This window comes from Blastomonas sp. UPD001 (assembly GCF_003426715.1).
Classification (GTDB): Bacteria; Pseudomonadota; Alphaproteobacteria; order Sphingomonadales; family Sphingomonadaceae; genus Blastomonas.
Genome location: NZ_QKVT01000001.1, coordinates 2,927,260 through 2,950,815, shown reverse-complemented (window position 1 = coordinate 2,950,815; position 23,556 = coordinate 2,927,260). Strand labels below are relative to the sequence as shown.

Annotated in this window: 22 protein-coding genes and 1 pseudogene; 20 read left to right on the top strand and 3 right to left on the bottom strand. The window is 65.9% G+C overall.

The features are described 5' to 3' along the window. Nucleotides 1–4: 4 nt before the first annotated feature. Nucleotides 5–1,555: a replicative DNA helicase gene (locus DM995_RS14955; RefSeq protein ID WP_116969924.1), complete on the bottom strand. Its 1,551-nt coding sequence runs from the start codon at nt 1,553–1,555 to the stop codon at nt 5–7. 136 nt (nt 1,556–1,691) lie between these two features. On the opposite strand from DM995_RS14955, the gene DM995_RS14950 reads away from it, so the two are divergent. The 8 genes and pseudogenes from DM995_RS14950 (at nt 1,692) to DM995_RS14915 (ending at nt 8,223) form a co-directional block, all read left to right on the top strand. After that, nucleotides 1,692–2,174, top strand: coding sequence for a UPF0262 family protein (locus DM995_RS14950; RefSeq protein WP_023838401.1), 483 nt, complete (start codon nt 1,692–1,694; stop codon nt 2,172–2,174). Nucleotides 2,175–2,184: 10 nt separating this feature from the next. Next, on the top strand, nt 2,185–2,877 hold the full coding sequence (locus DM995_RS14945) for a glycoside hydrolase family 25 protein (protein WP_023838402.1): 693 nt from the start codon (nt 2,185–2,187) through the stop codon (nt 2,875–2,877). Further along, complete coding sequence (locus tag DM995_RS14940; RefSeq protein ID WP_116969923.1) at nt 2,874–3,320, top strand: cytidine deaminase; 447 nt, start codon at nt 2,874–2,876, stop codon at nt 3,318–3,320. Before DM995_RS14945 ends, DM995_RS14940 begins: the two co-directional genes overlap by 4 nt. Before the next feature lie 80 nt (nt 3,321–3,400). Beyond that, nucleotides 3,401–3,955, top strand: coding sequence for a dCTP deaminase (gene dcd / locus DM995_RS14935; RefSeq protein WP_116969922.1), 555 nt, complete (start codon nt 3,401–3,403; stop codon nt 3,953–3,955). 42 nt (nt 3,956–3,997) lie between these two features. Then, the gene (locus DM995_RS14930) at nt 3,998–5,182 is read left to right on the top strand and encodes a saccharopine dehydrogenase family protein (protein WP_116969921.1); all 1,185 of its coding nucleotides are present in this window, start codon (nt 3,998–4,000) and stop codon (nt 5,180–5,182) included. A 169-nt stretch (nt 5,183–5,351) separates the two neighbouring features. Beyond that, complete coding sequence (locus DM995_RS14925; RefSeq protein ID WP_116969920.1) at nt 5,352–6,125, top strand: metallophosphoesterase family protein; 774 nt, start codon at nt 5,352–5,354, stop codon at nt 6,123–6,125. A 50-nt stretch (nt 6,126–6,175) separates the two neighbouring features. After that, nucleotides 6,176–7,487: pseudogene (locus DM995_RS14920) on the top strand (M20/M25/M40 family metallo-hydrolase). Nucleotides 7,488–7,530: 43 nt separating this feature from the next. Continuing rightward, nucleotides 7,531–8,223 carry a Crp/Fnr family transcriptional regulator gene (locus DM995_RS14915; RefSeq protein WP_023838408.1) on the top strand — a complete coding sequence of 231 codons (693 nt, stop codon included), beginning with the start codon at nt 7,531–7,533 and terminating at the stop codon, nt 8,221–8,223. A gap of 18 nt (nt 8,224–8,241) precedes the next feature. Here DM995_RS14915 and DM995_RS14910 read toward each other — a convergent pair whose 3' ends face one another. Continuing rightward, nucleotides 8,242–8,913, bottom strand: a complete 672-nt coding sequence (locus tag DM995_RS14910; protein WP_023838409.1) for an OmpW/AlkL family protein — start codon at nt 8,911–8,913, stop codon at nt 8,242–8,244. A 175-nt stretch (nt 8,914–9,088) separates the two neighbouring features. Between DM995_RS14910 and ccoN the strand changes: the two genes are divergently transcribed. From ccoN to DM995_RS14865, 9 genes are read left to right on the top strand one after another with little or no spacing between them, the layout of a single operon-like run. Continuing rightward, nucleotides 9,089–10,747: a cytochrome-c oxidase, cbb3-type subunit I gene (gene ccoN / locus DM995_RS14905; protein WP_023838410.1), complete on the top strand. Its 1,659-nt coding sequence runs from the start codon at nt 9,089–9,091 to the stop codon at nt 10,745–10,747. Nucleotides 10,748–10,759: 12 nt separating this feature from the next. Beyond that, entirely contained in the window at nt 10,760–11,560 is an 801-nt protein-coding gene (gene ccoO / locus DM995_RS14900) for a cytochrome-c oxidase, cbb3-type subunit II (RefSeq protein ID WP_023838411.1), read from the top strand. After that, nucleotides 11,557–11,715, top strand: coding sequence for a cbb3-type cytochrome c oxidase subunit 3 (locus DM995_RS14895; protein WP_116969918.1), 159 nt, complete (start codon nt 11,557–11,559; stop codon nt 11,713–11,715). Before ccoO ends, DM995_RS14895 begins: the two co-directional genes overlap by 4 nt. After that, nucleotides 11,708–12,637, top strand: a complete 930-nt coding sequence (gene ccoP, locus DM995_RS14890) for a cytochrome-c oxidase, cbb3-type subunit III (protein ID WP_116969917.1) — start codon at nt 11,708–11,710, stop codon at nt 12,635–12,637. The genes DM995_RS14895 and ccoP overlap by 8 nt, the downstream gene beginning before the upstream one ends. Then, nucleotides 12,630–14,084 (top strand): cytochrome c oxidase accessory protein CcoG, encoded by a 1,455-nt coding sequence (ccoG, locus tag DM995_RS14885; protein ID WP_116969916.1) that lies wholly within the window; start codon nt 12,630–12,632, stop codon nt 14,082–14,084. The genes ccoP and ccoG overlap by 8 nt, the downstream gene beginning before the upstream one ends. Further along, on the top strand, nt 14,084–14,554 hold the full coding sequence (locus DM995_RS14880; protein WP_116969915.1) for a FixH family protein: 471 nt from the start codon (nt 14,084–14,086) through the stop codon (nt 14,552–14,554). The genes ccoG and DM995_RS14880 overlap by 1 nt, the downstream gene beginning before the upstream one ends. Before the next feature lie 5 nt (nt 14,555–14,559). Beyond that, nucleotides 14,560–16,686, top strand: a complete 2,127-nt coding sequence (locus DM995_RS14875) for a heavy metal translocating P-type ATPase (RefSeq protein ID WP_116970499.1) — start codon at nt 14,560–14,562, stop codon at nt 16,684–16,686. Further along, nucleotides 16,683–16,847, top strand: a complete 165-nt coding sequence (gene ccoS, locus DM995_RS14870) for a cbb3-type cytochrome oxidase assembly protein CcoS (protein WP_023838417.1) — start codon at nt 16,683–16,685, stop codon at nt 16,845–16,847. The genes DM995_RS14875 and ccoS overlap by 4 nt, the downstream gene beginning before the upstream one ends. Continuing rightward, a complete protein-coding gene (locus DM995_RS14865) occupies nt 16,844–17,203 on the top strand; it encodes a hypothetical protein (protein ID WP_116969914.1) in 360 nt (119 codons plus the stop codon). The genes ccoS and DM995_RS14865 overlap by 4 nt, the downstream gene beginning before the upstream one ends. On the opposite strand, the gene DM995_RS14860 is transcribed toward DM995_RS14865, so the two are convergent. Further along, nucleotides 17,149–17,694: a hypothetical protein gene (locus DM995_RS14860; protein WP_023838419.1), complete on the bottom strand. Its 546-nt coding sequence runs from the start codon at nt 17,692–17,694 to the stop codon at nt 17,149–17,151. The genes DM995_RS14865 and DM995_RS14860 overlap by 55 nt on opposite strands. Before the next feature lie 589 nt (nt 17,695–18,283). Between DM995_RS14860 and DM995_RS14855 the strand changes: the two genes are divergently transcribed. The 3 genes from DM995_RS14855 to hemN all read left to right on the top strand — a co-directional run bounded on the left by DM995_RS14855 (nt 18,284) and on the right by hemN (nt 23,545). Next, the gene (locus tag DM995_RS14855) at nt 18,284–20,089 is read left to right on the top strand and encodes a methyl-accepting chemotaxis protein (RefSeq protein WP_116969913.1); all 1,806 of its coding nucleotides are present in this window, start codon (nt 18,284–18,286) and stop codon (nt 20,087–20,089) included. Nucleotides 20,090–20,307: 218 nt separating this feature from the next. After that, nucleotides 20,308–22,116: a methyl-accepting chemotaxis protein gene (locus DM995_RS14850; RefSeq protein WP_116969912.1), complete on the top strand. Its 1,809-nt coding sequence runs from the start codon at nt 20,308–20,310 to the stop codon at nt 22,114–22,116. A gap of 85 nt (nt 22,117–22,201) precedes the next feature. Then, complete coding sequence (gene hemN / locus DM995_RS14845) at nt 22,202–23,545, top strand: oxygen-independent coproporphyrinogen III oxidase (RefSeq protein WP_116969911.1); 1,344 nt, start codon at nt 22,202–22,204, stop codon at nt 23,543–23,545. The last annotated feature ends 11 nt before the right edge of the window (nt 23,546–23,556 follow it).

Sequence of the window (23,556 nt, the reverse complement as noted above, 5' to 3'; positions counted from 1 at the left end):
CCGCCTATTCGTCAAACCCGCCTTCCATATAGTCCTCGCGGGCGAGATCGCTGAACTTGGTATATTCGCTTTCGAAGCGCAGCTGGACATTGCCGGTCGAACCATGGCGCTGCTTGGCGACGACGACGGTCGCCTTGCCCTGAACCTTCAGATGGCGCTCCTCCCAGATGCGGTATTTCTCGACCTCTTCGGGGGTGCTGTTGTCGTCGGGCACGGTCGGCTGGAGCGCCTGATTGTAATATTCGTCGCGATAGATGAAGAGCACGATATCCGCGTCCTGCTCGATCGAGCCGGATTCACGAAGGTCGGAGAGCTGCGGCCGCTTGTCCTCGCGGCTCTCGACCGCACGGCTGAGCTGCGACAGCGCCATCACCGGCACCTGCAGCTCCTTGGCGAGCGTCTTGAGGCCGCGGCTGATCTCCGAAATCTCGTTGACGCGGCCCTCGTTGCGCCCCGTGCCCTGGAGCAGCTGGAGATAGTCGACCACGATGAAGCCGATATCGTGCTTGCGCTTCAACCGGCGCGCGCGGGCGCGCAGCGCGGCGATGGTCAGGCCCGGCGTATCGTCGATGAACAGCGGCAGATCCTCGAGCTCCTGCGAGGCGGCGACCAGCCGCTGGAACTCGTTGCGCGCGATCTGCCCCATGCGCAGCTTTTCCGAGCTGATCCGCGATTGTTCGGCCAGGATACGCGTGGCGAGCTGGTCCGCCGACATTTCGAGGCTGAAGAACGCAGTCTTCGCGCCGACATTCTTGTCGTCCGCCACCCCCGCCGCCTTGTCGAGCCGCCAGCGCGCGGCGGCGTTGAACGCGATATTGGTCGCGAGCGAGGTCTTGCCCATGCCGGGGCGTCCAGCGAGGATGAGCAGGTCCGACGGGTGCAGACCGCCGATCTTGGCGTTGAGATCGGTCAGGCCCGTGGTGACGCCCGAGACATGGCCGCCGCTGTTCAGCGCCTTCTCGACCATCGACAGTGCGGTGCGCGTCGCGACGTTGAACTGCACCGCGCCGCTGGTATCGCCCTCGCCCTGCGCGACATTGTAGAGCGCGGCTTCGGCAAGCTCGATCTGGCCCAGCGGATCGACCGCCTCGCTGGTATCCATCGCCTTTTCGACCAGCGAGCGCCCGACCTGGATCAGCTCGCGCAGCAGCGCGAGATTGTAGATCTGCTCGGCAAAGTCGCGCGCGCCGATCAGCCCGCCGGCATCGCCGGTCAGCCGCGCGAGATAGCGCATGCCGCCCAGTTCGCCGAGGCCCGGATCATTCTCGAAGAACGGCTTGAGCGTCACCGGGGTGACAGTCACGTTCTTGTCGATCAGCTTCATGATCTGCGTGTAGAGCCGCTGGTGGACGCTCTCGAAGAAATGCTCCGCCTTGAGCCGCGCGCCGACCTCTTCCGCAATGCGGTTGTCGATCAGCAGCGCGCCGAGGAATGCGGCCTCGGCCTCGATATTGCGCGGCAGCCGCGCTTCGGCGGTCTCGCGCGCACTCGGCGCGGCAATCTGGGGCGGCAGCGCCGGCGGCGGTGCGGCTTGGAGCAGGATATCTTCGGGCATCCGACCATAATCGCCGCAGCCGCTGTGGCGCGCAAGCCGCCTGTGCCAATAATCGTGTGGACAAGGCCGGGGACAGCAGGCCGCCCGGGTTTTTCCGCTTGCCCCGATGCACGGCATAGGGAAAGACGGAACGATCATGTCCAACCCGCGCATCATCCATGTCGAGCTCGACGAGCAGACGATTCTGTGGCGCAATGCGGATATCGAGCAGGAACGGCGCATCGCCATTTTCGACCTGATCGAGGACAATTATTTCAAGCCGTTAAAGGCCTATCCCGACGGCTATGCCGGCCCCTTCCGGCTGCATCTGGCGGTGTTCGAAGGCCGGCTGGCGATCACCATCTCGCGCGAGGATGGCAGCCATCTGGAAACGCTGGTGCTGGCGCTGGGCCGCTTCCGCCGCCCGATCCGCGAATATTTCGCGATCTGCGACAGCTATTACCAGGCGATCCGCAAGGCGACGGCACAGGAGATCGAGACGATCGACATGGCGCGGCGCGGGGTCCACAACGATGCGGCCGAGCTGCTGGTCGAGCGGTTGCAGGATAAGATCGAGATCGATTTTCCCACCGCGCGCCGCCTGTTCACGCTGATCTGCGTGCTGCATATCAAGGGCTGAGCAGAGCGACATGCGCCCATCGACCCTGAAACGCTGGACCATCGGCCTTGTCCTGCTCGCGCTGCTGCTGGCGGTGCTCGGCGGGCTGATCTGGGGCGGAATCACCGGCTGGGCGCCCTCGCGCAAGGATTATCCGGTGCAGGGCCTCTATGTCAGCTCAGCCGATGGCGACCTGGCCTGGCCGACACTGGCGACCATGGGTGCGGACTTTGCCTATGTGCGCGCCAGTGCAGGCGGGGCCCTGCGCGATCCGCGCTTTGCCGCGAACATCAAGGGCGCGCGGGCAGCGGGCATGCGCTATGGCGCGGTGCACGAGTTCAGCCTGTGCGCGAACGAAGCCGCCCAGGCGCAGCAGTTCATCACCACCGTGCCGCGCGACCCCGACATGCTGCCGCCGGTGGTCAGCCTGGAGCTGGACGAAAAGTGCAAGACGCGGCCCGACCGCGCGATGCTGCTCGGCGAGCTCAACACCTTCCTCAACCAGATCGAGAATCACAGCGGCAAGCCCGCGCTGCTGCGGATCGGCCGCGATTTCGAGGATGCCTATCAGGTGAGCGAAGGGCTGGCGCGCACGGTCTGGCTGATCGGCGATTTCGTGCCGCCCGATTATGCCGCCAAGCGCTGGGTCATGTGGCAGTCGAGCAGCTTCTACCGGATCAATGGCGCGCCCGACGGCGTGCGCTGGAATGTGGTGCGGCCATGAGTGACGATGCGAGCAGAGCCGAATTGCTGGAGGCGGCCCGCGAGGCGGCGCTGACCGCCTATGCTCCCTATTCGGGCTTTCATGTCGGCGCCGCCTTCCGCTTTGCCGATGGCACGATCGTGACCGGCAGCAATTTCGAGAATGCGAGCTATGGCCTCGCCATCTGCGCCGAGACCAGCGCGGCCATCGCCGCCAATCTGCAAGGCCGCCGCGCAGGGCTGGTCGAGGTCGCGATCATGGGCGGACCGCTGGCGCCCGATGGCCAGCTCGCCCCCGGTCCGCATCCCGTCACCCCCTGCGGTCGCTGCCGCCAGGTGATGAACGAGCTGGCGCAACTGGGCGGCACCGATCCGATCGTCTATTCGGGCCATGCCTCCGGCGCGATCGAGCACCGGCTTTCGGTGCTCTTGCCAGCGGCGTTCGGCCCGGCCAATCTGGAATAGAACCACACCACCACCGCTCAGCCAGCGTGGGCGCGGGGCCTTCGACAGGCTCAGGCTGAGCGGGCCAGGAGAATAGCCGAATGTCCATCCTTTCCGACAAATGGATCCGCTCCCAGGCGCAGGAAAACGGCATGATCGAGCCGTTCGTGGAAGCGCAGCGGCGCGATGGCTGCATTTCCTACGGCCTGTCCTCCTATGGCTATGACGCGCGGGTGGCCGACGAGTTCAAGATCTTCACCAACGTCAATTCCTCGGTGGTCGATCCCAAGGCGTTCGATCCCGACAGCTTTGTCGATCGCAAGACCGATGTCTGCATCATCCCGCCCAACTCGTTCGCGCTGGCACGCACGGTCGAATATTTCCGCGTGCCGCGCGACGTGCTGGTGATCTGCCTCGGCAAATCGACCTATGCGCGCTGCGGCATCATCGTGAATGTCACCCCGCTCGAGCCGGGCTGGGAAGGCCATGTCACGCTCGAATTCAGCAACACCACGCCGCTGCCCGCCAAGATCTACGCCAATGAGGGCGCGTGCCAGTTCCTGTTCCTCAAGGGCAACGAGCCGTGCGAGACGAGCTATGCCGACCGTGCGGGCAAATACATGGGCCAGCGCGGCGTGACATTGCCCCGGCTTTGACCGATACCCCGCAATTATAACATCACATCAGGAGAGAGCCTCATGTCCGCACGGGATTCGCGCGAGTTCGATGTCATCGTCTATGGTGCCAGCGGCTTTACCGGGCGTCTGGTCGCCGAATATCTGCAGAACAGCTACGGCCAGGGCGGCGATGCGCCCAAATGGGCGGTCGCGGCGCGCTCTGCCGACAAGATGGCCGCTGTGCTCGCCGAGATGGGCCTGCCCGCCGACACCCCGATCGTCGTTGCCAATGCCGACGAGCCCGAGACCATCGACGCCATGGCGAAGCGGACCAAGGTCGTGCTGACCACGGTCGGCCCGTACCAGCTCTATGGCGAGCCGCTGGTCGCCGCCTGCGCGGCCCATGGCACCGATTATGTTGACCTGTGCGGCGAACCGGCCTGGATGCGCCAGATGATCGACAAGTACGACACGGCCGCGAAGGAAAGCGGCGCACGCATCGTGTTCTCGACCGGCTTCGATTCGATCCCGTTCGATCTGGGCGTGCTGATGCTGCAGAAGGAATGCGTCGCCCGCTTCGGCAAGCCCGCGCCGCGCATCAAGGGCCGCGTGCGGGCGATGCAGGGCACCTTCTCGGGCGGCACCGCCGCCTCGCTCAAGGCGACCATGGCCGCGGTCGGGCGCAATCCCGAACTGCTCGGCTATCTCACCAACCCGTTCAGCCTGGCGGGCGGGTTCGAAGGCCCGGCCCAGCCCAAGGGCAACAAGCCCGAGCATGACGAGAAGCTCGGCAGCTGGGCCGCGCCGTTCATCATGGCGCCGATCAACACCAAGAACGTCCACCGCACCAACGCGCTGCTCGGCCACCCCTATGGCCAGGATTTCGTCTATGACGAGATGATGCTGACCGGCCCCGGCGAGAAGGGCGAGGCGATCGCCAAGCATATTGCCAGCACCGACATGATGGGCGGCGAAGGCGGCCCCAAGCCCGGCGAAGGCCCCAGCAAGGAAGAGCGCGAGAACGGCTTTTACGACATCTTGTTCGTCGCCGAGATGCCCGATGGCCAGGTGCAGCTCTATGGCGTCAAGGGCGACAAGGACCCCGGCTATGGCTCGACATCCAAGATGATCGCCGAAAGCGCGCTCAGCCTGATCGAGGACGTGCCCGAGGGTCCCGGCGGCATCACCACCCCCGGCGCGGTGCTGGGCGAGCATCTGGTCAAGCGGCTGGTCGCAAAGGCAGGGCTGAGCTTCGCGGCGGAGTGACCCTGCTGCCCCCGCAGTCCCGCCAGCGGAGCGATGTTGCGCGGTTGCGACACACCAAGGGAATTGCTGCGCTTGCGAACACACGCCCATTGCACTTTGTGCGAATTGGCGCATATAGCAGCCGCACGGGGCAACGCACGATCACGACAAGAGAAGAAGCGGAAGCATCATGCTGAAGGCCTTGCTGCGCAGAAAGCCCAAACCGGCAGCGCCCATCGATACCGCCACCCTGCCCGATGGCCAGCGCGTCTATGCGATCGGTGATATTCATGGTCGGCGCGACCTGCTCGACCAGCTGCTCGACAAGATCGTGATGGATGACCGCATGCGCGGGCCAGCCGATACGCATATCGTGTTCCTCGGCGACCTGATGGATCGCGGCCCGGACAGCGCGGGGGTGATCGATCGCGCGATCGAACTGTCCGAAACACTGGGCGACAACGTCCATTTCCTGATGGGCAATCACGAGGAGGTCTATCTTTCCGCCGCCGATGGCGACGAGAAGCTGGTGCGCTTCTTCTGCAAGATCGGCGGGCGCGAGACGATCCTGAGCTATGACATCAGCCCGCAGGAATATAACGAGCTGAGCATGGAAGAGCTGACCGAGCGGCTCACCACGCTGCTGCCCAGGCGGCACCTCGATTTCGTGCGCGGATTCAAGGACCGGATCGTGATGGGCGACTATGCCTTTGTCCATGCCGGCATCCGCCCCGGCAAGTCGATTGAGGAGCAGCGCCCGAAGGATCTGCGCTGGATCCGCGAGGATTTCATCATGGATGACACCCCGCACGACAAGCTGATCGTGCACGGCCACACCATCACCGACGATGTCGAGGAATGCTCCAACCGCATCGGCATCGATACCGGGGCCTATATGAGCGGCACGCTGACCGCTTTGTGCCTCGAAGGCCGCGAGCGCTGGTATCTCAAGACCGGCGGCTGACGCGCACCCAAAGCCTTGCACTGGCAGGGGAATTGCGCCAGCTTCAGCGCATGCTCAAAATCGCAACCCTGGTCGCCGCGCTTTCCCTTTCCGTCACCCCCGCGCTTGCCGCGCCCGAGGCCGATGCCGCGCGGCTGCGCGCGGATGTCGAGAAGCTGGTGAGCTTCGGCACGCGCCACACCCTGTCCTCGCCCGACCATCCCACACGCGGCATCGGCGCGGCCCGGCGCTGGGCCGCGGCGGAATTCGCGAAGATCGGCAAGGCGTGCGGCGGCTGCATCACGGTCGAGCAGATCGACCGGCGCTTTACCGGTCCGCGCGCGCCCAATGGCGTGAATGTCGTCAACGTGCTGGGGGTGCAGGCGGGCACGGGCAATCCCGATGACGTGATCATCATCTCCGCGCATATCGACAGTCGCGTCTCCGATGTCGCCGATTTCACCAGCGACGCGCCGGGCGCCAACGACGACGGCTCGGGCGTCGCGCTGGTGCTCGAGGCCGCAAGAACCCTGAGCAAGGAAAAGTTCGCGCCGACGATCATCTATGCGGTGCTCTCGGGCGAGGAACAGGGGCTGTGGGGCGGCCGGCTGATCGCCGAAACGGCACGCGCACGGGGCTGGCAGGTGCGCGCATTGCTCAACAACGATATCGTCGGCAACACCGAGGGCCAGGACGGTCGGCGCGTGACCGACCGGGTGCGCGTGTTCAGCGAGGGTATCCGGGCATCGGAATCGCTGACCGAGGCGATGGCGCGGCGCGGCAGCGGGGCCGAGGATGACGGCCCCTCGCGCGCCATCATGCGCGCCGCGCAGCGCGTCGGCAAGGCGCGCAGCGATCTGGGGCTCGAGGTGTTCGGCGTGCGTCGGCCGGACCGCTTCTCGCGCGGCGGCGACCATCTGCCTGCGCTCGAACTGGGCTATCCCGCGATCCGCTTCACCGTAGGGGTCGAGAATTACGACCACCAGCACCAGGACATTCGCGAGGAAAATGGCCGCAAGTTCGGCGACACCGTCGACGAGATGGATTTCCCCTATCTCGCCCGCGTCACCGCGCTCAACATCGCGGTCATTCGCGAACTCGCCAGCGCTCCGCCAGCGCCTGCCAGCGCGGTGCTGGGCGGGGCGCTGAGCAGCGACACCCAGGTCAGCTGGCCCGAGGTGCCGGGGGCTGCGCGCTACAAGGTCTATTGGCGCAGGGCCGATGCGCGCGACTGGGAACAGTCGCAGGAAACCACCGACACCAAGCTGACGCTGCCCGGCATAATCGTCGACGATCATTTCGCCGGCGGCCGGCGTGGCAGCAATTGCCGAAAATGGTGCCGAAAGCGCGGTGACCTTTGCGGGGCTACCCCCCCGCCAATAAGAATGCTATGTCCAAGACACAGCTTTCTGGTTAGGGACGAGCCATGAACGACTGTTCTTCCTGCATCGTGCGCAATCGCGCGATCTGTTCAAGCCTGACACCCGACGAGCTGTCGCTCCTGGGCAAGATGGGGCGCCGCCAGAAGGTCAAGGCCGGGCACACGCTGCTCTGGGAAGGCGATGACGCGCCCGTGGTCGCCAATGTTCTCGAAGGCGTGCTCAAGCTGGTCGTCGCCGCCTCGGACGGGCGCGAGCAGATTGTCGGGATCGTGTTTCCGTCCGACTTCATCGGCCGCCCGTTCGGCAAGGAAAGCCCGTATAGCGTCACCGCGATGACCGATGCCGAGGTGTGCATCTTCAACCGCAACGCCTTCGACGATTTCGCCAGCGAGCATCCCGACCTGCAGCAGAAGCTGCTCCGCCGCACGCTCGACGAACTCGACCGCGCGCGCCACTGGATGATGCTGCTCGGCCGCAAGTCGGCGACCGAAAAGGTCGCCTCGTTCCTGCTCGAAATGTCCGATCGCCTGTCGGGCCAGGGCTGCAACGCCGATGGATCGCTCAATGGATTCGAGCTTCCCTTCGGGCGTCAGCAGATTGCCGACATTCTGGGCCTGACCATCGAGACCACCAGCCGCCAGCTCACCCGGATGAAGAGCGACGGGCTGCTCGCCCTGCCATCGCGACGCGAGATCGTGATCCGAAACCGCGCCGCGATGGAAGAGATGGCGGGCTGATCCACCCGCCCCCCCGCGTCAGAAGCGGAAGCCGATTCCGGCGCTGATCACCCAGGGATCGAGCTCGTGCCGGGTGCGCAGCACCTCGACGCCATTGGCGCGCCAGCTTGCGAGCGGCCGCAGGAAATAGCGCTTCACGTCCGCCGAGACGAACAGCCCCTTGTCGTTGACCGGGATGTCGATGCCGGCCTGCAGCGCTGCGCCGACGGTATCGTTGATCTTCTGGCTGGTGGCGCCGAGCGCCCGTGTCGTCGCGCCCGGCTTTTCGTTGATGAAGATGAAATAGCTGGGGCCCGCGCCGATATAGGGACGGATGCCCCCCGGCTTGCCGAAATGATATTTCAGCGTGACCGTGGCGGGAACGATCTTGGCGTTCGAGACCAGCCCGGCCCCGGCGAGCGCGCCGCGCCCGTCGACATCATGCTCGGTCACCCCGGCAATGGTTTCGACCGACAGCGAATCGGCGAGGAAATATTCGATCGCGACCGTCGGCACGAAATTGTCGTTCGCCTTGGTCTGGGTTCCGGCGGGCAGGCCGATGCGGTCGACCTTGACGTCCTTGATCTTGCCATCGGGCGCGACCAGCGTGCCCAGAACCTTGAAATGCACTTCGCCCGCCTGTGCCATCGCCTGGCCGGGAAGAGCCAGCGCAGCTGCCGTGAGAGCCAGCGGGATAATCTTGGTGTTCATGTTGATCACTCCTCCTTGAGTGACCGCTTCCCTGCACCCGCACTCGGTTCGTCGCATTGATGCGGCGCAAAAATTTCTTTGACCCGGATCAATGTCTTGGCCCGCCACTCGGGGCAAACCCCTGCGGAGGAAGCGCGGATTCTGGTGTGAAGCCGCGTGCACGGGGACAAGCGTTATGGATGGTTTGGTTTTGAAGGCCGGGGGCTGGCTGGGCCTCGCCCTGCTGGCACTGGCAATGGCGGTAATGGCCGTCGACACGCCCTATGCGGTGCACATGACGATCATGATGATCGCCGCTCTGCTGGCACTCTGGTTCACCATGAGCCGCGCCGATTATGGCGCGATCGCGCGGGGGATCCTGAAGTCTCCCGCCGACCAGGGGCAGTATGATGACGATCCGGTGCGCTGGGGCGTCATCGCGACCCTGTTCTGGGGCACGGCGGGGCTCGCCGCCGGACTGTTCATCGCACTGCAGCTCGCCTTCCCGGTGCTCAACTTCAACCTCGAGTTCACGACCTTCGGGCGCCTGCGGCCGCTGCACACCTCGGCGGTGATCTTCGCGTTCGGGGGCAATGCGCTGATCGCGACCAGCTTCTACGTCGTGCAGCGCACCTGCCGCGCGCGCCTGGCCTTCCCCAGCCTCGCCCGCTTCGTCTTCTGGGGCTATCAGCTGTTCATCGTGCTCGCCGCCACGGGCTACCTCATGGGCGTGACCGAGGCGAAGGAATATGCCGAGCCCGAATGGTATGTCGATCTGTGGCTGACCATCGTCTGGCTCGCCTATCTGGCGGTGTTCGTCGGCACGATCGTCAAGCGGCGCGAACCGCATATCTATGTCGCCAACTGGTTCTATCTAAGCTTCATCATCACCATCGCGATGCTGCACGTGGTGAACAACCTGTCGCTGCCCGCCACCATCTTCGGTTCGAAGAGCTATGCCGCGTTCGCGGGCGTGCAGGATGCGCTGACCCAGTGGTGGTACGGCCATAACGCCGTCGGCTTCTTCCTGACCGCCGGCTTCCTGGCGATGATGTATTACTTCGTGCCCAAGCAGGCCGAGCGCCCGGTCTACAGCTATCGGCTGTCGATCATCCACTTCTGGTCGCTGATCTTCCTCTATATCTGGGCGGGTCCGCACCACCTCCACTATACCGCGCTGCCCGACTGGGCGCAGACCCTGGGCATGGTCTTCTCGATCATGCTGTGGATGCCGAGCTGGGGCGGCATGATCAACGGCCTGATGACGCTCAACGGCGCATGGGACAAGATCCGCACCGATCCCATCATCCGCATGATGGTCATGGCGCTCGCCTTCTACGGCATGAGCACCTTCGAAGGCCCGATGATGTCGATCAAGTCGGTCAACAGCCTGTCGCATTATACCGACTGGACCATCGGCCACGTGCATAGCGGCGCGCTCGGCTGGAACGGCATGATCACCTTTGCCTGCATGTACTATCTGGTTCCGCGGCTCTGGGGTCGCCAGCGGCTCTATTCGCTGCGGATGGTCAACTGGCACTTCTGGCTCGCGAGCGCCGGCATCGTCTTCTACGCCGCGTCGATGTGGGTCGCGGGCATCATGCAGGGCCTGATGTGGCGCGAATACGGCGCCGACGGATATCTGGTCTACAGCTTCGTCGAAACCGTCGCCGCGATGCACCCGATGTACCTGATGCGCGCCTTTGGCGGCCTGCTCTACCTCAGCGGCTTCATCATCATGATCGTCAACGTCTGGGCGACGCTGGCCGGCAAGGTCCGCGACGAGAAGCCGATGACCGAAACGCCGCACAATCCCGCCGCCGACCGTCCGCTGGTCGCTGTGCCCGCCGAATAAGGAGCCAAGATCATGGCCGAACCCATTGCCGAACCGCGCTTCAGCCACAAGAAGCTGGAACGCAACATCACCCTGCTGGGTCTGAGCGCGCTTGCCGCCGTCGTCGTCGGCGGGATCGTGGAGATCGCCCCGCTCTTCTGGATCGACAACACGATCGAGAAGGTCGAGGGGATGCGCCCCTATACCCCGCTCGAGCTCTCAGGGCGCAACATCTACATGCGCGAGGGCTGCTATACCTGCCACAGCCAGATGATCCGCCCGTTCCGCGACGAGGTCGAGCGCTATGGCCATTACAGCCTGGCGGCCGAGAGCATGTACGATCACCCGTTCCAATGGGGGTCGAAGCGCACCGGGCCCGACCTGGCGCGCGTCGGCAAGCGCTATTCGGACGAATGGCACCGCGCGCATCTCGCCGATCCGCGCAGCGTGGTGCCTGAATCGATCATGCCGCCTTATGCCTTCCTGGCCGAGCGCGATCTCGACGCGGGCGACATGAGCGACGATCTGACCGCCTTGTCGCGCGTCGGCGTGCCGTACAGCAAGGCCGCGATCGCCGCCGCCAATGCCGACCTGAAGGCGCAGGCCGACCCCAATGCCGAGGGCGCCGCCGAACTGCAGGCGCGCTATCCCAAGGCGCAGGTGCGCGATTTCGACGGCGATCCTTCGCGGATCACCGAAATGGATGCGCTGATCGCCTATCTGCAGATGCTGGGCACGCTGGTCGATGTCGAAAAGGCCGCGCCGCAGGATCAGGGCGATGCGCCCGTCGCCGCCAAGGTCGCCGCTGCCGCTCCGAAGGGAGCCAATCCATGACCTATGACGATCTGCGCCACTTCGCCGACAGCTGGGGCCTGCTCGCCATGACCGTGCTGTTCGTCGGCCTGATCGCCTGGCCCTTCCGCAAGGGCGCGCGCCAGCACCATCACGACGCCGCCAACATGATCTTCAGGGAAGACGACAATGTCTGACAAGAGCCGCATCGACGAACCCACCGGCACCGCCACCGTCGGCCATGAATGGGACGGGATCGAGGAGCTGAACACCCCGCTGCCGCGCTGGTGGCTGTGGACCTTCTACGCGACCATCGCCTGGGCGGCGGTCTATGTCGTGCTGTTCCCGGCCTGGCCGATGGTCAACAGCGCCACGCGCGGCGTGCTCGAATGGTCGAGCCGGGGCGATCTCGAGGCCGAGCTGGCGGCGCAGGACGCCCGGCGCGCGCCGTTCGCCAAGGCGATCGCCGCCACGCCGATCACCGACCTGCCGCGCAAGCACGAGCTGATGGAAGCCGCGATCCAGGGCGGCAGCGCCGCGTTCAAGGTGCATTGCGTGCAATGCCATGGCGCGGGCGGCGCGGGCGTGGTCGGCGCCTATCCCAGCCTCACCGATGACGACTGGCTCTGGGGCGGCGACCTCGCCGCGATCGAGACGACGCTGACCCATGGCATCCGCAACCCCGATCATGACGAAACGCGGCTCAACATGATGCCCGCCTTCGGCAAGGACGGCATTCTCGATGCCGCCGCGATCAACGATCTGGTCAGCCATGTCCGCGTCATCAGCCGCCAGGAAAAGCCCAGCGCCTCCTCGGCGCGCGGCGCGGCCTTGTTCGAGGCCAATTGCGTCGCCTGTCATGGTCCCGCGGGTCAGGGCATCCGCGAACTGGGCGGCCCCAAGCTGACCGACGCCGTCTGGCTCTATGGTGGCAGTCGCGAGGCGATCGCCAGGACCATCTATGCGCCGCGCAATGGCGTGATGCCGCGCTGGAACGACAAGCTCGACGCGGTGACCATCAAGATGCTCAGCGCTTATGTCCATTCTTTGGGCGGCGGAGAGGACGCTCCCGCTCCTGTCCTCACCGCTCAGCCCAAAGGGGAGGCCGATAATGGCTAACCCCGACGCCCTTGCGGGTGCCGAAGGCCCGCTCTACGTCGCACGCAAGGGCGTCTATCCCAAAAAGGTGGACGGCACGTTCCGTCGCCTGAAATGGGTGATCATGGCCGTGACCCTGGCCATCTATTACGGCACGCCGTGGATCCGCTGGGATCGCGGCCCCTATGCCCCCGACCAGGCGGTGCTGGTCGATCTGGCCAACCGGCGCTTCTACATGTTCCAGATCGAGATCTGGCCGCACGAATTCTATTATGTCGCGGGCCTGCTGATCATGGCCGGCATCGGGCTGTTCCTGGTGACCAGCGCGGTGGGCCGGGCCTGGTGCGGCTATGCCTGCCCGCAGACGGTGTGGACCGACCTGTTCCAGCATGTCGACCGGCTGATCGACGGCGACCGCAACGCGCAGATCCGCCTCGCCAACGGCCCCTGGACCGCCGAAAAAATCGGTAAGCGCGCGCTCAAATACGGCCTGTATCTCGCCATCGCCTTCTGGACCGGCGGTGCGTGGATCATGTATTTCGCCGATGCGCCCACGCTCACCCGCGAATTCTGGACCGGCGAGGCCGCCTCGGTCGCCTATGCCACCGTCGGCGTGCTCACCGCGACGACCTTCGTGCTCGGCGGCTTCATGCGCGAACAGGTGTGCATCTACATGTGCCCCTGGCCGCGCATCCAGACCGCGATGATGGATGAAAAGTCGCTGCTGGTGACCTACAAGGACTGGCGCGGCGAACCACGCGGCAGCCTCAAGACCGCACTCGCGCATCCCGGCAGCGTCGGCGACTGCGTCGACTGCAACCAGTGCGTCGCGGTCTGCCCGACCGGCATCGACATCCGCACAGGGCCGCAGATCGGCTGCATCACCTGCGCCTTGTGCATCGATGCCTGCGACAAGGTGATGGCGCAGGTCGGTCGCCCGCGCGGGCTGATCGACTATTGCGCGCTCGACGATGTCGCGGTGGAGCGCGCGGGCGGCACCGCTCAGCCGGTGTTGAAGACGCTGCTGCGCCCGCGGCTGATGATCTATTTCGGCATCTGGTGCGCGATCGGCCTTGCGATGCTGTTCACGCTTGGCCAGCGCACCCGGCTCGACCTGGCCGTGCAGCACGAGCGCAGCCCGCTCTATGTCCAGCTGTCCGACGGCATGATCCGCAACAACTACACGCTCAAGCTGCGCAACATGGAAGCGCGGCCGCGCAAGGTGGCGATCACCGTCAGCGGCCTGCCCGGCGCGCAGCTCTGGACCGAGACCGGATCGCGCGAAAAGGCCAGCCAGCGGGTCGAGATGACCATCTCGCCCGACAGCGTCACCCGCGTCCGCCTGTTCGTCGCTGCGCCTGCGCAAGGCCCGGCGCGGCAGGACTTCACGATCGCGACTCAAGGCCGGGACGGCGACCCGCGCGGCGATAGCGACACCATCCAGTTCGACCGTCCGGAGGCCCAGTAATGACCACGCGCACCGCCCCTCGCCCGTTCACTGGCTGGCACATGACCGGGATCCTGGTCGGCTTTTTCGTGATCGTGATGACGGTCAACTTCGCCATGGCCCGGTTCGCGCTGTCGAGCTTCGGCGGCACGGTGGTCGACAACAGTTATGTCGCCAGCCAGCATTATAACGAGCTGCTCGCCAAGGCCGAGGCGCAGGACCGGCTCGGCTGGCAGCCCTCGGTCTGGCTCGACCGCACCCGCCATGTTCGCGTGACGCTGGCGCATCAGGACGCGAAGCTGCCGATCGAAAGCGCCAAGGCGATGATCCACCACCCGCTCGGCCGTCTGCCGTCGCAGGCGCTGGTGATGGTCGGCGACGGCCAGGGCGGGATGATCTCGACCAGGATGCTGCCCCAGGGTCGCTGGCGGATCGAGCTGGCCGTGACGCATGGCGGCGACGAGGCACGCTATCGGAGGGACCTCAAGTGAACGTGATGACCCGTCTCGCGCCCGAAACGGCGCTGATCGAACGCGACTTTGCCGTGCCCGATATCCGCTGCGCGGGCTGCATTTCCAAGCTCGAACAGGGGCTGGTGCGCGATGCCCGGATCCGGAGCGCGCGCGTCAACTTCACCGAGAAGCGCGTGCACCTGGCGCACACCGCCGATGCCGAGATGCCCGACCTGCTCGGCGCGTTTACCTCGCTCGGCTTCGAGGCGCATCCGATCGGCGAGGGGCCGAAGGACGTCGATGGCGAAGCGGCGACGAGCAAGGAACTGGTGCGCGCGGTCGCGGTCAGCGGCTTCGCGATGATGAACATCATGCTGCTGTCGGTTTCGGTCTGGTCGGGCGCGACCGGGGTGACGCGCGACCTGTTCCACTGGCTCTCGGCGCTGATCGCCTTGCCGACCATCGCCTATGCCGGGCGGCCCTTCTTCCGCTCGGCCTGGCGCGCGCTGAAACATGGCCACACCAATATGGACGTGCCGATCAGCATCGGCGTGACGCTCGCCACCGCGCTCAGCCTGTACGAGACCGCGACGCATGGCGCGCATGCCTATTTCGACAGCGCGGTGATGCTGCTGTTCTTCCTGCTGTGCGGGCGCTGGCTCGACAGCGTGATGCGCGACCGCGCGCGCGGCGGCGTCACCGCGCTGCTGCGTAACATGGGCACCGGCGCGATGGTCGTCGGCGCCGATGGCAGCAGCCACTGGACCGATGCGACCGCGCTGCAGCCCGGCATGGTAATGCTGGTCGCCGCAGGCGAGCGGCTCGCTGCCGATGGCGTGATCGTGCAGGGCAGTACCCGGATCGACCTGTCGCTGCTCACCGGCGAAAGCGCACCGCAGGATGCGGCGCTCGACGATCTGGTGCATGCAGGCACGCTCAACATCGAAGCCCCGGTGCGCGTGCGCGTCACCGCGGCGGGCACCGATACCGCGATCGCCGATATCGCGCGGCTGATGGGCGAGGCCTCACAGGGCAAGTCGCGCTATGTCCGCATCGCCGACCGCGCCGCGCGGCTCTATGCCCCGGCGGTGCACGGCTTGGCGATCACCGCCTTTGCCGGGTGGATGGTCGCGGGCGCAGGCTGGCACGAGGCGCTGCTGATCGCGGTCGCGGTGCTGATCATCACCTGCCCCTGCGCGCTCGGCCTCGCCGTGCCCGCGGCGCAGATCGTGGCAGCAGGCGCGCTGATGAAGCGCGGGGTGCTGATCAAGGACGGTTCGGCGCTCGAGCGCATGGCGGAGATCGACCGCGCGCTGATCGACAAGACCGGAACGCTCACGCTCGGCCGCCCGGTCGCGAGCAACCTGGGCGAAATCGCCGCAAACTATCGCCCCGTGCTGCTGGCGCTGGCACAGATGAGCCGTCATCCGCTCAGCGCGGCGCTCACCCGCGACCTCACCGCGCAGGGCGTGCACGCCGCCGCGATCGACGAGGTTCAGGAAACGCCGGGCTTCGGGGTCGCCGCGCTGTGGCAGGGGCGGCCGGTCACGCTCGGCAGGCCGCAAGGGGCCGATGCGGGCAGCGAACTTGCCAGCGAACTCAGCATCGATGGCCAGTCGGTGGCGCTGGTGCGCTTCGCCGACGCGCTCCGCCCCGATGCGGTTCAGGCGATCGCTGCACTCAGGGCGGAGGGCGTCGATTCGATGATCCTGTCGGGCGATCGCACCGCCGCGGTCGCACCGGTCGCGCGCACGCTGGGCCTCACCGCGATGACCGGGCTCAGCCCGCAGGACAAGCTCGCCGCCATCGCGCGGAGCAGCGGCGCAGGCCACAAGGTGCTGATGATCGGCGACGGCCTCAACGATGGCCCCGCGCTCGCCGCCGGCCACGCCTCGATGGCGCCCGGATCGGCCAGCGATGTCGGCAAGAACGCCTCGGACTGCATCTTCATGGGCGACCGGCTGATGCCCGTGGTCGATACCATCCGCATGGCCCGCCGCACCCAGGCCATCGTCCGGCAGAATTTCGCGCTGGCGATCGGATACAATGTCATCGCGGTTCCGCTCGCCTTTGCCGGGCTGGTCACGCCGCTGGTTGCCGCGATCGCCATGTCGGGATCGTCGCTGATCGTCGTGGGTAACGCGCTGCGTCTCAAGGGAGCCCTGAAATGAACGGCCTATTGCTGCTGATCCCGATCGCGCTGTCGCTCGGCCTGTTGGGTCTCGGCGCCTTCTTCTGGTCGATCAAGGGGGGACAGTTCGACGATCTCGATGGCGCCGCATTGCGCATCCTGGTCGAGGACGAGAGTGACGCGCGGAGCCTGCTGCCATGACCGGGCTGCGTCGGCGGGGCGGGCTGCCCCTGTTCTGCGCGATCATGGTGGCGCTGGCGATGGTCAACGCGCCGCTCGCACGGGCGCAAGGCCGGGTGCTGACGATGGAAAACTGCAATGGCGGGACCACCATCGTCGTGATCCCGGACAAGGACGACGGGCTGCCGAAAAGGGACAGCGACAGCGACTGCGCCAAGGCACCGCCGCACCAACCTCCGCAAGAAGCCCGGACCGCATTGCTAAGCGGCACCGGCGCAAACGGGGACGGCCGCAAACCGACCGTCCCCGCGCTGGATTCCGATCAGGCCAGGGTGCCGCTGCCCATCGCGCCGCTCTGCGCTCCCGTGGAATTGTAGCCGCCTGCCCCGAACAGGATATCGCGGACGTGCATCGGTGAGACGCCTGCGGAGTCCGCATCGACCGAGACGAAGATGCCGCCCTGCGTCATCCGCTCCTCATAGAAACGCGCCTCGTCCTCGTCGACGCCATGGCTGGTGAGCACGCCGAGCAGACCGCCTGCGGCAGCCCCGACGACCGTCCCGGTGATCGCCGCGCCGCCGATGGCCGCCTCGGCAATGGCACCGGCGGCAACGAACGGACCGACGCCGGGAATAGCGAGAGCAGCAATACCAAACAGCGCGCCCAGGCCTGCGCCTGCAGCGGCGGTGCCCAGAACGTCACGCGTCGTTTCTTCGCCCGCGCCATCGGTCGCAAGCGGCTTGCCACTGTCTGATCGCGCCACGATCGAGATGGAGCTATCCGGCACGCCCGCCGCGCGGAGTTGTTCAACCGCCTGCCCGGCCTGGCGTTCATCGTCGAAAATTGCGGATACAAAACTGTTATGCATGGGGTTTCTCCTGTGACACCCGGCCCGACAGGAAGCATACGACGCGATGCAGTGGTCCGTTCCCCCTCGCCATGCGCCTCGGAGCGCGCCAGGCTTACCCTCGATTCGGGGCCATTTTCCGGTAATCGGCGGTTTTGTGCCATTCTGACGCACCTGGCCTGCAAATTTTACAACTGCAGAGATAGCCGCCCGCAAGTTAACCCAAATCTGAAGATGTTAACCATTTCGCTTTGCCGCGAACGTCTGCGAGCTATGATTTGAAACCGCCTGCCTCGGGCGGGGATCCAAAGACAATGTTCTGAAAAAACGTCCTTTTGTCCGGCGCTGGTGACCTTTCCCGCACCCGGGCCATCCTCAACCACGCGTCCGGTACATCGCCGTACCGCAAGCGATTGCTACCGTTTTACCCCCCCTGAAATGGGGGAAACAGGTGGCAGCGCTGTGACAACACCTGCGCGCGTTAACCTTTGCTTGAAGGGCCTGGCTCTACCGGGTGTCACCCCAGAATGGGGGAATAGGGCGCATTAGAATCTCCGTTCGCAATCGTTTGTCACGGTGCGCGGAAGAGGAACAGTTGGAGCACAGGACCATGGACCTTAAGAGAGCGACATTGACCGGATCCGGCGTGATTTTCACCACCGTAGCGGCCGCCGCGCTCTATGTCGGCATGACGATGAGCACGATCAGCGTTGGCGGCCCCGTGGTCGCCGACAACCAGCAGGCGTCCGATCTGGTCGCCGACATCCTGCCTCCCCCGGTCTATATCCTCGAATCCTATCTCACGGCGCGCCTCGCCATGGTCGAACCGCGCGAGATGCGGCGCCATGCCGAGCGGCTCGAGAAGTTGCAGGGCGAATATGAGACCCGCCAGGCGCACTGGCGCCAATCGACCCTGCCCGATCCGCTCAAGGCCCAGCTGAACAAGGTCGATACTCCCGCGAAACAGTTCTTTTCCGAGGTCGAGGATCGGTTCCTGCCCAGCCTGAAGCGCGGCGACATGGCAGCGGCATCGGCGAGTATCGAAATTCTGGGCCGGGCCTATGCCGCGCATCGTCGCGAGATCGACGCGCTGGTCGAGCAGACGTCGGCCTATCAGACCGAAACGCGCGAGGCCGGCGAGGCGCAGGCCAGCTTTGCCCATTGGAGCATGGCGCTGGCCGGGCTGATCCTGGCGCTGGTGCTCGCAGGCGCGAATGTGCTGCTGTCGCGCTACGCCATCACCCCGCTCAAGTCGGTCGCCGACGCGATGCGCCGCATGGCTGGCGGCGATCTCGACGCACGCGCCGAGGTGGACAAGCCGGTCGAGGAAATCGGCGACATGATCGCCGCGATCGAGGTGTTCCGCGAGGCCTCCCGATCACGCCTCGCCGCCGAGCAGAAACAGGCATTCATCGTGCGCGAACTGACCGGCGGGCTCGACGCGCTCGCTGCCAAGCAACTGACCCATCGCATCGATGCGCGCTTCCCCGATGAGTATGAAGCGCTGCGAACCAGCTTCAACCAGACCATGGCCGAATTGAGCGAGGTGCTGAGCCACACCGTCGCCTCGGCCGGCCATGTGCTCAACGGCGCGTCCGAAATCCGTTCGGCGTCGAACGATCTGGCCCAGCGCACCGAGCAACAGGCCGCCAATCTGGAGGAAAGCGCCGCCGCGATGCGCGAAGTGACCGAACTGGTCCACCAGACCGCGCGCAACGCCACCGATGTGGGGCGCGAGATTTCCGAAGCGCATGCCAGTGCTGCCGATGGCGGCAAAGTGGTCGCGCGTGCGGTCACCGCGATGGACAGCATCCAGAAATCGGCGAGCCAGATCACAAGCATCATCGACGTGATCGACGGGATCGCCTTCCAGACCAATCTGCTTGCGCTCAATGCCGGGGTCGAGGCGGCACGCGCGGGGGAAGCGGGCAAGGGCTTTGCCGTGGTCGCCAACGAGGTGCGCGCGCTCGCCCAGCGCTCCGCCGACGCCGCGCGCGATATCAAGCAACTCATCACCGCCTCGCACCAGTCGGTGGCCGAGGGCGTGGCGCTGGTCGACGAAACCGGTTCCGTCCTCCTCCAGATCGGCGAACGCGTCGCCGCGATCAATGCGCGCATCGCCGAGATCGCCGAGTCGGCGCAGGGACAGGCGGTGCGGCTGCAGCAGGTTAATCTGGCGGTCGGCGACATGGACAAGATGACCCAGCAGAATGCCGCAATGGTCGAGGAATCGAACGCCGCCGCGCGCAGCCTGGCCGACGAAGCCAACGAGCTCGCCACGCTGGTCGAAGCCTTCGAGACCGGGCAGCGCCGAGCATCGGCCCCTGCGACCCGCCAGCGACCTGCCGTAAGGATGCCGGTTCTCGCGGGCAATCTCGCGCTCCAGCTGGACGAGGGTGAATGGTCGCAATTCTGATCCTGCCAGAGCAATGCTAGCCAGCGCCTATCCGTCGATGCTCGACACTATTCATTGTTACTCAAGCATAATTTGGCATTAACCTTAAATTCAGTGCTTTGCGCGAACCTGTTGCTCATTCGCTATTCCAGACGGCCTTGTGAGAAGGTCGAAGCCCATTTCGCGTTGCCCGATGGATCGGGAACCGGGGCATCTGGCTGGCGCGGGGGGCAAGACAGATGCAGATCGGCAAGGCCACGCTGGCAGGCACCGGCGTCATATTCGCAACCGTCGCGGCCACCGCGCTGTTCGTGGGGGCGGCGATGGCCACGATCAGCGTGGGCGGGCCGATCGCCGACGACAACCAGCAGGCCTCGGATCTCGTCGCCGATATCCTGCCCCCGCCGGTCTATATCCTCGAATCCTATCTCGAGGCGCGGCTCGCGCTGGCCGAGCCCGCGCGGATCGATCATCATGCCGCGCGGCTGAACAAGCTGCACGACGAGTTCGACGCACGGCAGAAGCACTGGGCCGCCTCCACGCTGCCCGATGACCTGAAGGCGCAGGTGCGCAAGGTCGATGCCCCCGCGCGCCGCTTCTATGCCGAGCTCGAGCAGCGCTTCCTGCCCAGCCTCAAGCGCGGCGACGAGGCGGAAGCCCGGCAGAGCGCCGCAAGGCTCGCTGCGGCCTATGCCGATCACCGGCGCCAGATCGACCGGCTGGTCGAGCAGACCGCCGCCTATCAGGCCGAAACCCGGCAAACCGGCGACGGCTATGTCAGCATGGCCTTCGTCGCCATGGCCGTGGCGGGGCTCATCCTGCTGCTGGTGCTGGCGGGGGCCAACCTGCTGCTGCGCCGGCATCTCGTCGACCCGCTGAAGGCGGTGTCCGGGGTGATGTGGCGCATGGCCGAGGGCGATCTCAAGGCCGAAGCCAGGCTCGACAAGCCGATGGACGAGATCGCCGACATGATGCGCGCGATCGAGGTCTTCCGCAAATCCTCGCAGGCCTGCCTCGCCGCCGATGTCCAGGCGGGCGTCGTGCGCGAGCTGACCATGGGGCTCGAGGCGCTGGCCAGCCGCAACCTCGCCTATCGCATCACCGCAAGCTTCCCGCCCGAATTCGAACCGCTGCGGGTCAGCTTCAACAGCGCCACCGAAACCCTTTGCGCGGTGGTCGCCCGCACCGCCGCCTCGGCCGGCAATGTACTCAACGGCTCTGCCGAAATCCGCTCGGCCTCGGGCGATCTGGCGCAGCGCACCGAGCAGCAGGCCGCCAATATCGAGGAGAGCGCTGCAGCGATGCGCGAGGTCACCGGCATGGTCCAGCAGACCGCGAGAAATGCGCTCGATGTCGGCCAGCAGGTCTCCGACGCGCATGGCAGCGCGACCGAGGGCGGCATCGTCGTCACCCGCGCGGTCGAGGCGATGGGGCATATCCAGAAGTCCGCCAACGAGATCACCAGCATCATCGATGTCATCGATGGCATCGCCTTCCAGACCAACCTGCTCGCGCTCAATGCCGGGGTCGAGGCCGCGCGCGCGGGCGAATCGGGCAAGGGCTTTGCGGTCGTCGCGAACGAGGTCCGCGCGCTGGCGCAGCGCTCCGCCGATGCCGCCAGCGACATCAAGGCGCTGATCGGCGCATCGCACGCATCGGTGGCCGAAGGCGTGGCGCTGGTCGACGAAACCGGCACCGTGCTGACCCGCATCGGCGAGCGCGTTGCCGCGATCAACGACCGCATCGCCGAGATCGCCGAGTCCGCCCAGGCCCAGGCGCTGCGCCTGCAGCACGTCAACCAGGCGGTCGGCGACATGGACAAGATGACGCAGCAGAATGCGGCGATGGTCGAACAATCCAACGCCGCCGCACGCAGCCTGGCCGACGAGGCGAACGACCTCGCCCGCCTGGTCGAGGGATTCGACACCGGCCACCGCGCAAGCCAGCCCGCCCCGCGTGCACCCCACGCAAAACCACGCCTTGCGCCGATAGCGGGCAATCTGGCGTTGCAAACCGATCCCGGCGAGGAGAACTGGTCCAGCTTCTGACGGGTAAGGCGCAGCCGCGCCGGTCTTTCGAGCAACTTTGACCTCCATCAATGTTGCCTCGCATGAACCGGCATAATCTGCGGGCATGTGGACATATCACCCCGATCTGCTCAGCCGCCCCGTGCCGCGCTATACGAGCTATCCCACCGCGGCCGATTTCGGCGAGGATGTGGGGGCTGGCGACTATATGCGCGCGCTCGATGCGGTGGAATCGGGGGCCCCTCTCTCGCTCTATGTCCACATACCCTATTGCGAGCAGATCTGCTGGTATTGCGGCTGCAACACCGGTGCGGCCAACCGCAAGCACCGGCTGACCGATTATCTCACCGCGCTGCGTGCCGAGATCGCTCTGGTCGCCAAGAGGCTGGGCGGGCGCGGACGCGTCCAGCATATCGCCTTTGGCGGGGGCAGTCCCAATGCCATCGCGCCGGTCGAGTTCGTCCGGCTGCTCGATCGGATCATGACGGTGTTCGACTGCTCGCACCCCGAGGTGTCGATCGAGATCGATCCGCGCAATTTCACGTCCGAATGGGCGCTGGTGCTCGCCTCCTCGCGCGTCAGCCGGGTGAGCATGGGGGTGCAGACCTTCGCGCCGCACATCCAGGCGGCGATCGGCCGCATCCAGCCGCTCGACCATATTGAGACCGCGATGACCTCGCTTCGCATGCGCGGCATCGACGCGATCAATTTCGACCTGATGTACGGTCTGCCCGGCCAGCATCTCGACGATCTCGATGCGACGCTGCAGCAGACCATCCGCCTCGCCCCCAGCCGCATCGCGCTGTTCGGCTATGCGCACCTGCCCGACATGATCCCGCGGCAGAAGCGGATCGATGTGCGCGATCTGCCCGATGATCGCGAGCGGTTCGAGCAGGCGGCCTATGGCTATCTCTCGCTCACCCAGGCCGGCTATGTGCCTGTCGGATTCGACCACTTCGCGCTGCCCGGCGATCCGCTAGCCGCCGCGGCGCGCGAAGGCCGGGTGAATCGCAACTTCCAGGGCTTCACGCACGACGGTGCGTCGACGCTGCTCGGCTTCGGCGCCAGCGCGATCAGCATCTTCCCCGATCTGATCGTGCAGAATGAGAAGAATGCCGGCCCCTATCGCAAGCTGGTGAGCGAGGGTCGCCTGACGCCCACGCGCGGCGTCGCGCTCAATCGCGACGACATCCGCCGCGCCGACATCATCAACGCGCTGCTCTGCCGGGGCCGCGCGACGCTCGATTCCGAGTTCCTCCCTACTGCCCGCGCCGTATTGACCGAGTTCGAGCGGCGCGGGCTTCTTTTCTGGGAGGACCAGACGCTCGTGCTGGCCGAGGGGTCGGAGCCCTATGCGCGCGTGATCGCCGCGCAGTTCGATGGCTTTCGCGGCAGCATTCATCCGCACAGCGGACCCCAGCGCTTGCATTCCGCCGCGCCAGCCTGTTGAGCTTTAACCCT

Excerpts from the sequence above, each read along its gene's own strand:
- DM995_RS14955 (WP_116969924.1), bottom strand. The coding sequence starts at position 1,555 with ATGCCCGAAGATATCCTGCTCCAAGCCGCACCGCCGCCGGCGCTGCCG.
- DM995_RS14950 (WP_023838401.1), top strand. The coding sequence starts at position 1,692 with ATGTCCAACCCGCGCATCATCCATGTCGAGCTCGACGAGCAGACGATT.
- DM995_RS14945 (WP_023838402.1), top strand. The coding sequence starts at position 2,185 with ATGCGCCCATCGACCCTGAAACGCTGGACCATCGGCCTTGTCCTGCTC.
- DM995_RS14940 (WP_116969923.1), top strand. The coding sequence starts at position 2,874 with ATGAGTGACGATGCGAGCAGAGCCGAATTGCTGGAGGCGGCCCGCGAG.
- dcd (WP_116969922.1), top strand. The coding sequence starts at position 3,401 with ATGTCCATCCTTTCCGACAAATGGATCCGCTCCCAGGCGCAGGAAAAC.
- DM995_RS14930 (WP_116969921.1), top strand. The coding sequence starts at position 3,998 with ATGTCCGCACGGGATTCGCGCGAGTTCGATGTCATCGTCTATGGTGCC.
- DM995_RS14925 (WP_116969920.1), top strand. The coding sequence starts at position 5,352 with ATGCTGAAGGCCTTGCTGCGCAGAAAGCCCAAACCGGCAGCGCCCATC.
- DM995_RS14915 (WP_023838408.1), top strand. The coding sequence starts at position 7,531 with ATGAACGACTGTTCTTCCTGCATCGTGCGCAATCGCGCGATCTGTTCA.
- DM995_RS14910 (WP_023838409.1), bottom strand. The coding sequence starts at position 8,913 with ATGAACACCAAGATTATCCCGCTGGCTCTCACGGCAGCTGCGCTGGCT.
- ccoN (WP_023838410.1), top strand. The coding sequence starts at position 9,089 with ATGGATGGTTTGGTTTTGAAGGCCGGGGGCTGGCTGGGCCTCGCCCTG.
- ccoO (WP_023838411.1), top strand. The coding sequence starts at position 10,760 with ATGGCCGAACCCATTGCCGAACCGCGCTTCAGCCACAAGAAGCTGGAA.
- DM995_RS14895 (WP_116969918.1), top strand. The coding sequence starts at position 11,557 with ATGACCTATGACGATCTGCGCCACTTCGCCGACAGCTGGGGCCTGCTC.
- ccoP (WP_116969917.1), top strand. The coding sequence starts at position 11,708 with ATGTCTGACAAGAGCCGCATCGACGAACCCACCGGCACCGCCACCGTC.
- ccoG (WP_116969916.1), top strand. The coding sequence starts at position 12,630 with ATGGCTAACCCCGACGCCCTTGCGGGTGCCGAAGGCCCGCTCTACGTC.
- DM995_RS14880 (WP_116969915.1), top strand. The coding sequence starts at position 14,084 with ATGACCACGCGCACCGCCCCTCGCCCGTTCACTGGCTGGCACATGACC.
- DM995_RS14875 (WP_116970499.1), top strand. The coding sequence starts at position 14,560 with ATGACCCGTCTCGCGCCCGAAACGGCGCTGATCGAACGCGACTTTGCC.
- ccoS (WP_023838417.1), top strand. The coding sequence starts at position 16,683 with ATGAACGGCCTATTGCTGCTGATCCCGATCGCGCTGTCGCTCGGCCTG.
- DM995_RS14865 (WP_116969914.1), top strand. The coding sequence starts at position 16,844 with ATGACCGGGCTGCGTCGGCGGGGCGGGCTGCCCCTGTTCTGCGCGATC.
- DM995_RS14860 (WP_023838419.1), bottom strand. The coding sequence starts at position 17,694 with ATGCATAACAGTTTTGTATCCGCAATTTTCGACGATGAACGCCAGGCC.
- DM995_RS14855 (WP_116969913.1), top strand. The coding sequence starts at position 18,284 with ATGGACCTTAAGAGAGCGACATTGACCGGATCCGGCGTGATTTTCACC.
- DM995_RS14850 (WP_116969912.1), top strand. The coding sequence starts at position 20,308 with ATGCAGATCGGCAAGGCCACGCTGGCAGGCACCGGCGTCATATTCGCA.
- hemN (WP_116969911.1), top strand. The coding sequence starts at position 22,202 with ATGTGGACATATCACCCCGATCTGCTCAGCCGCCCCGTGCCGCGCTAT.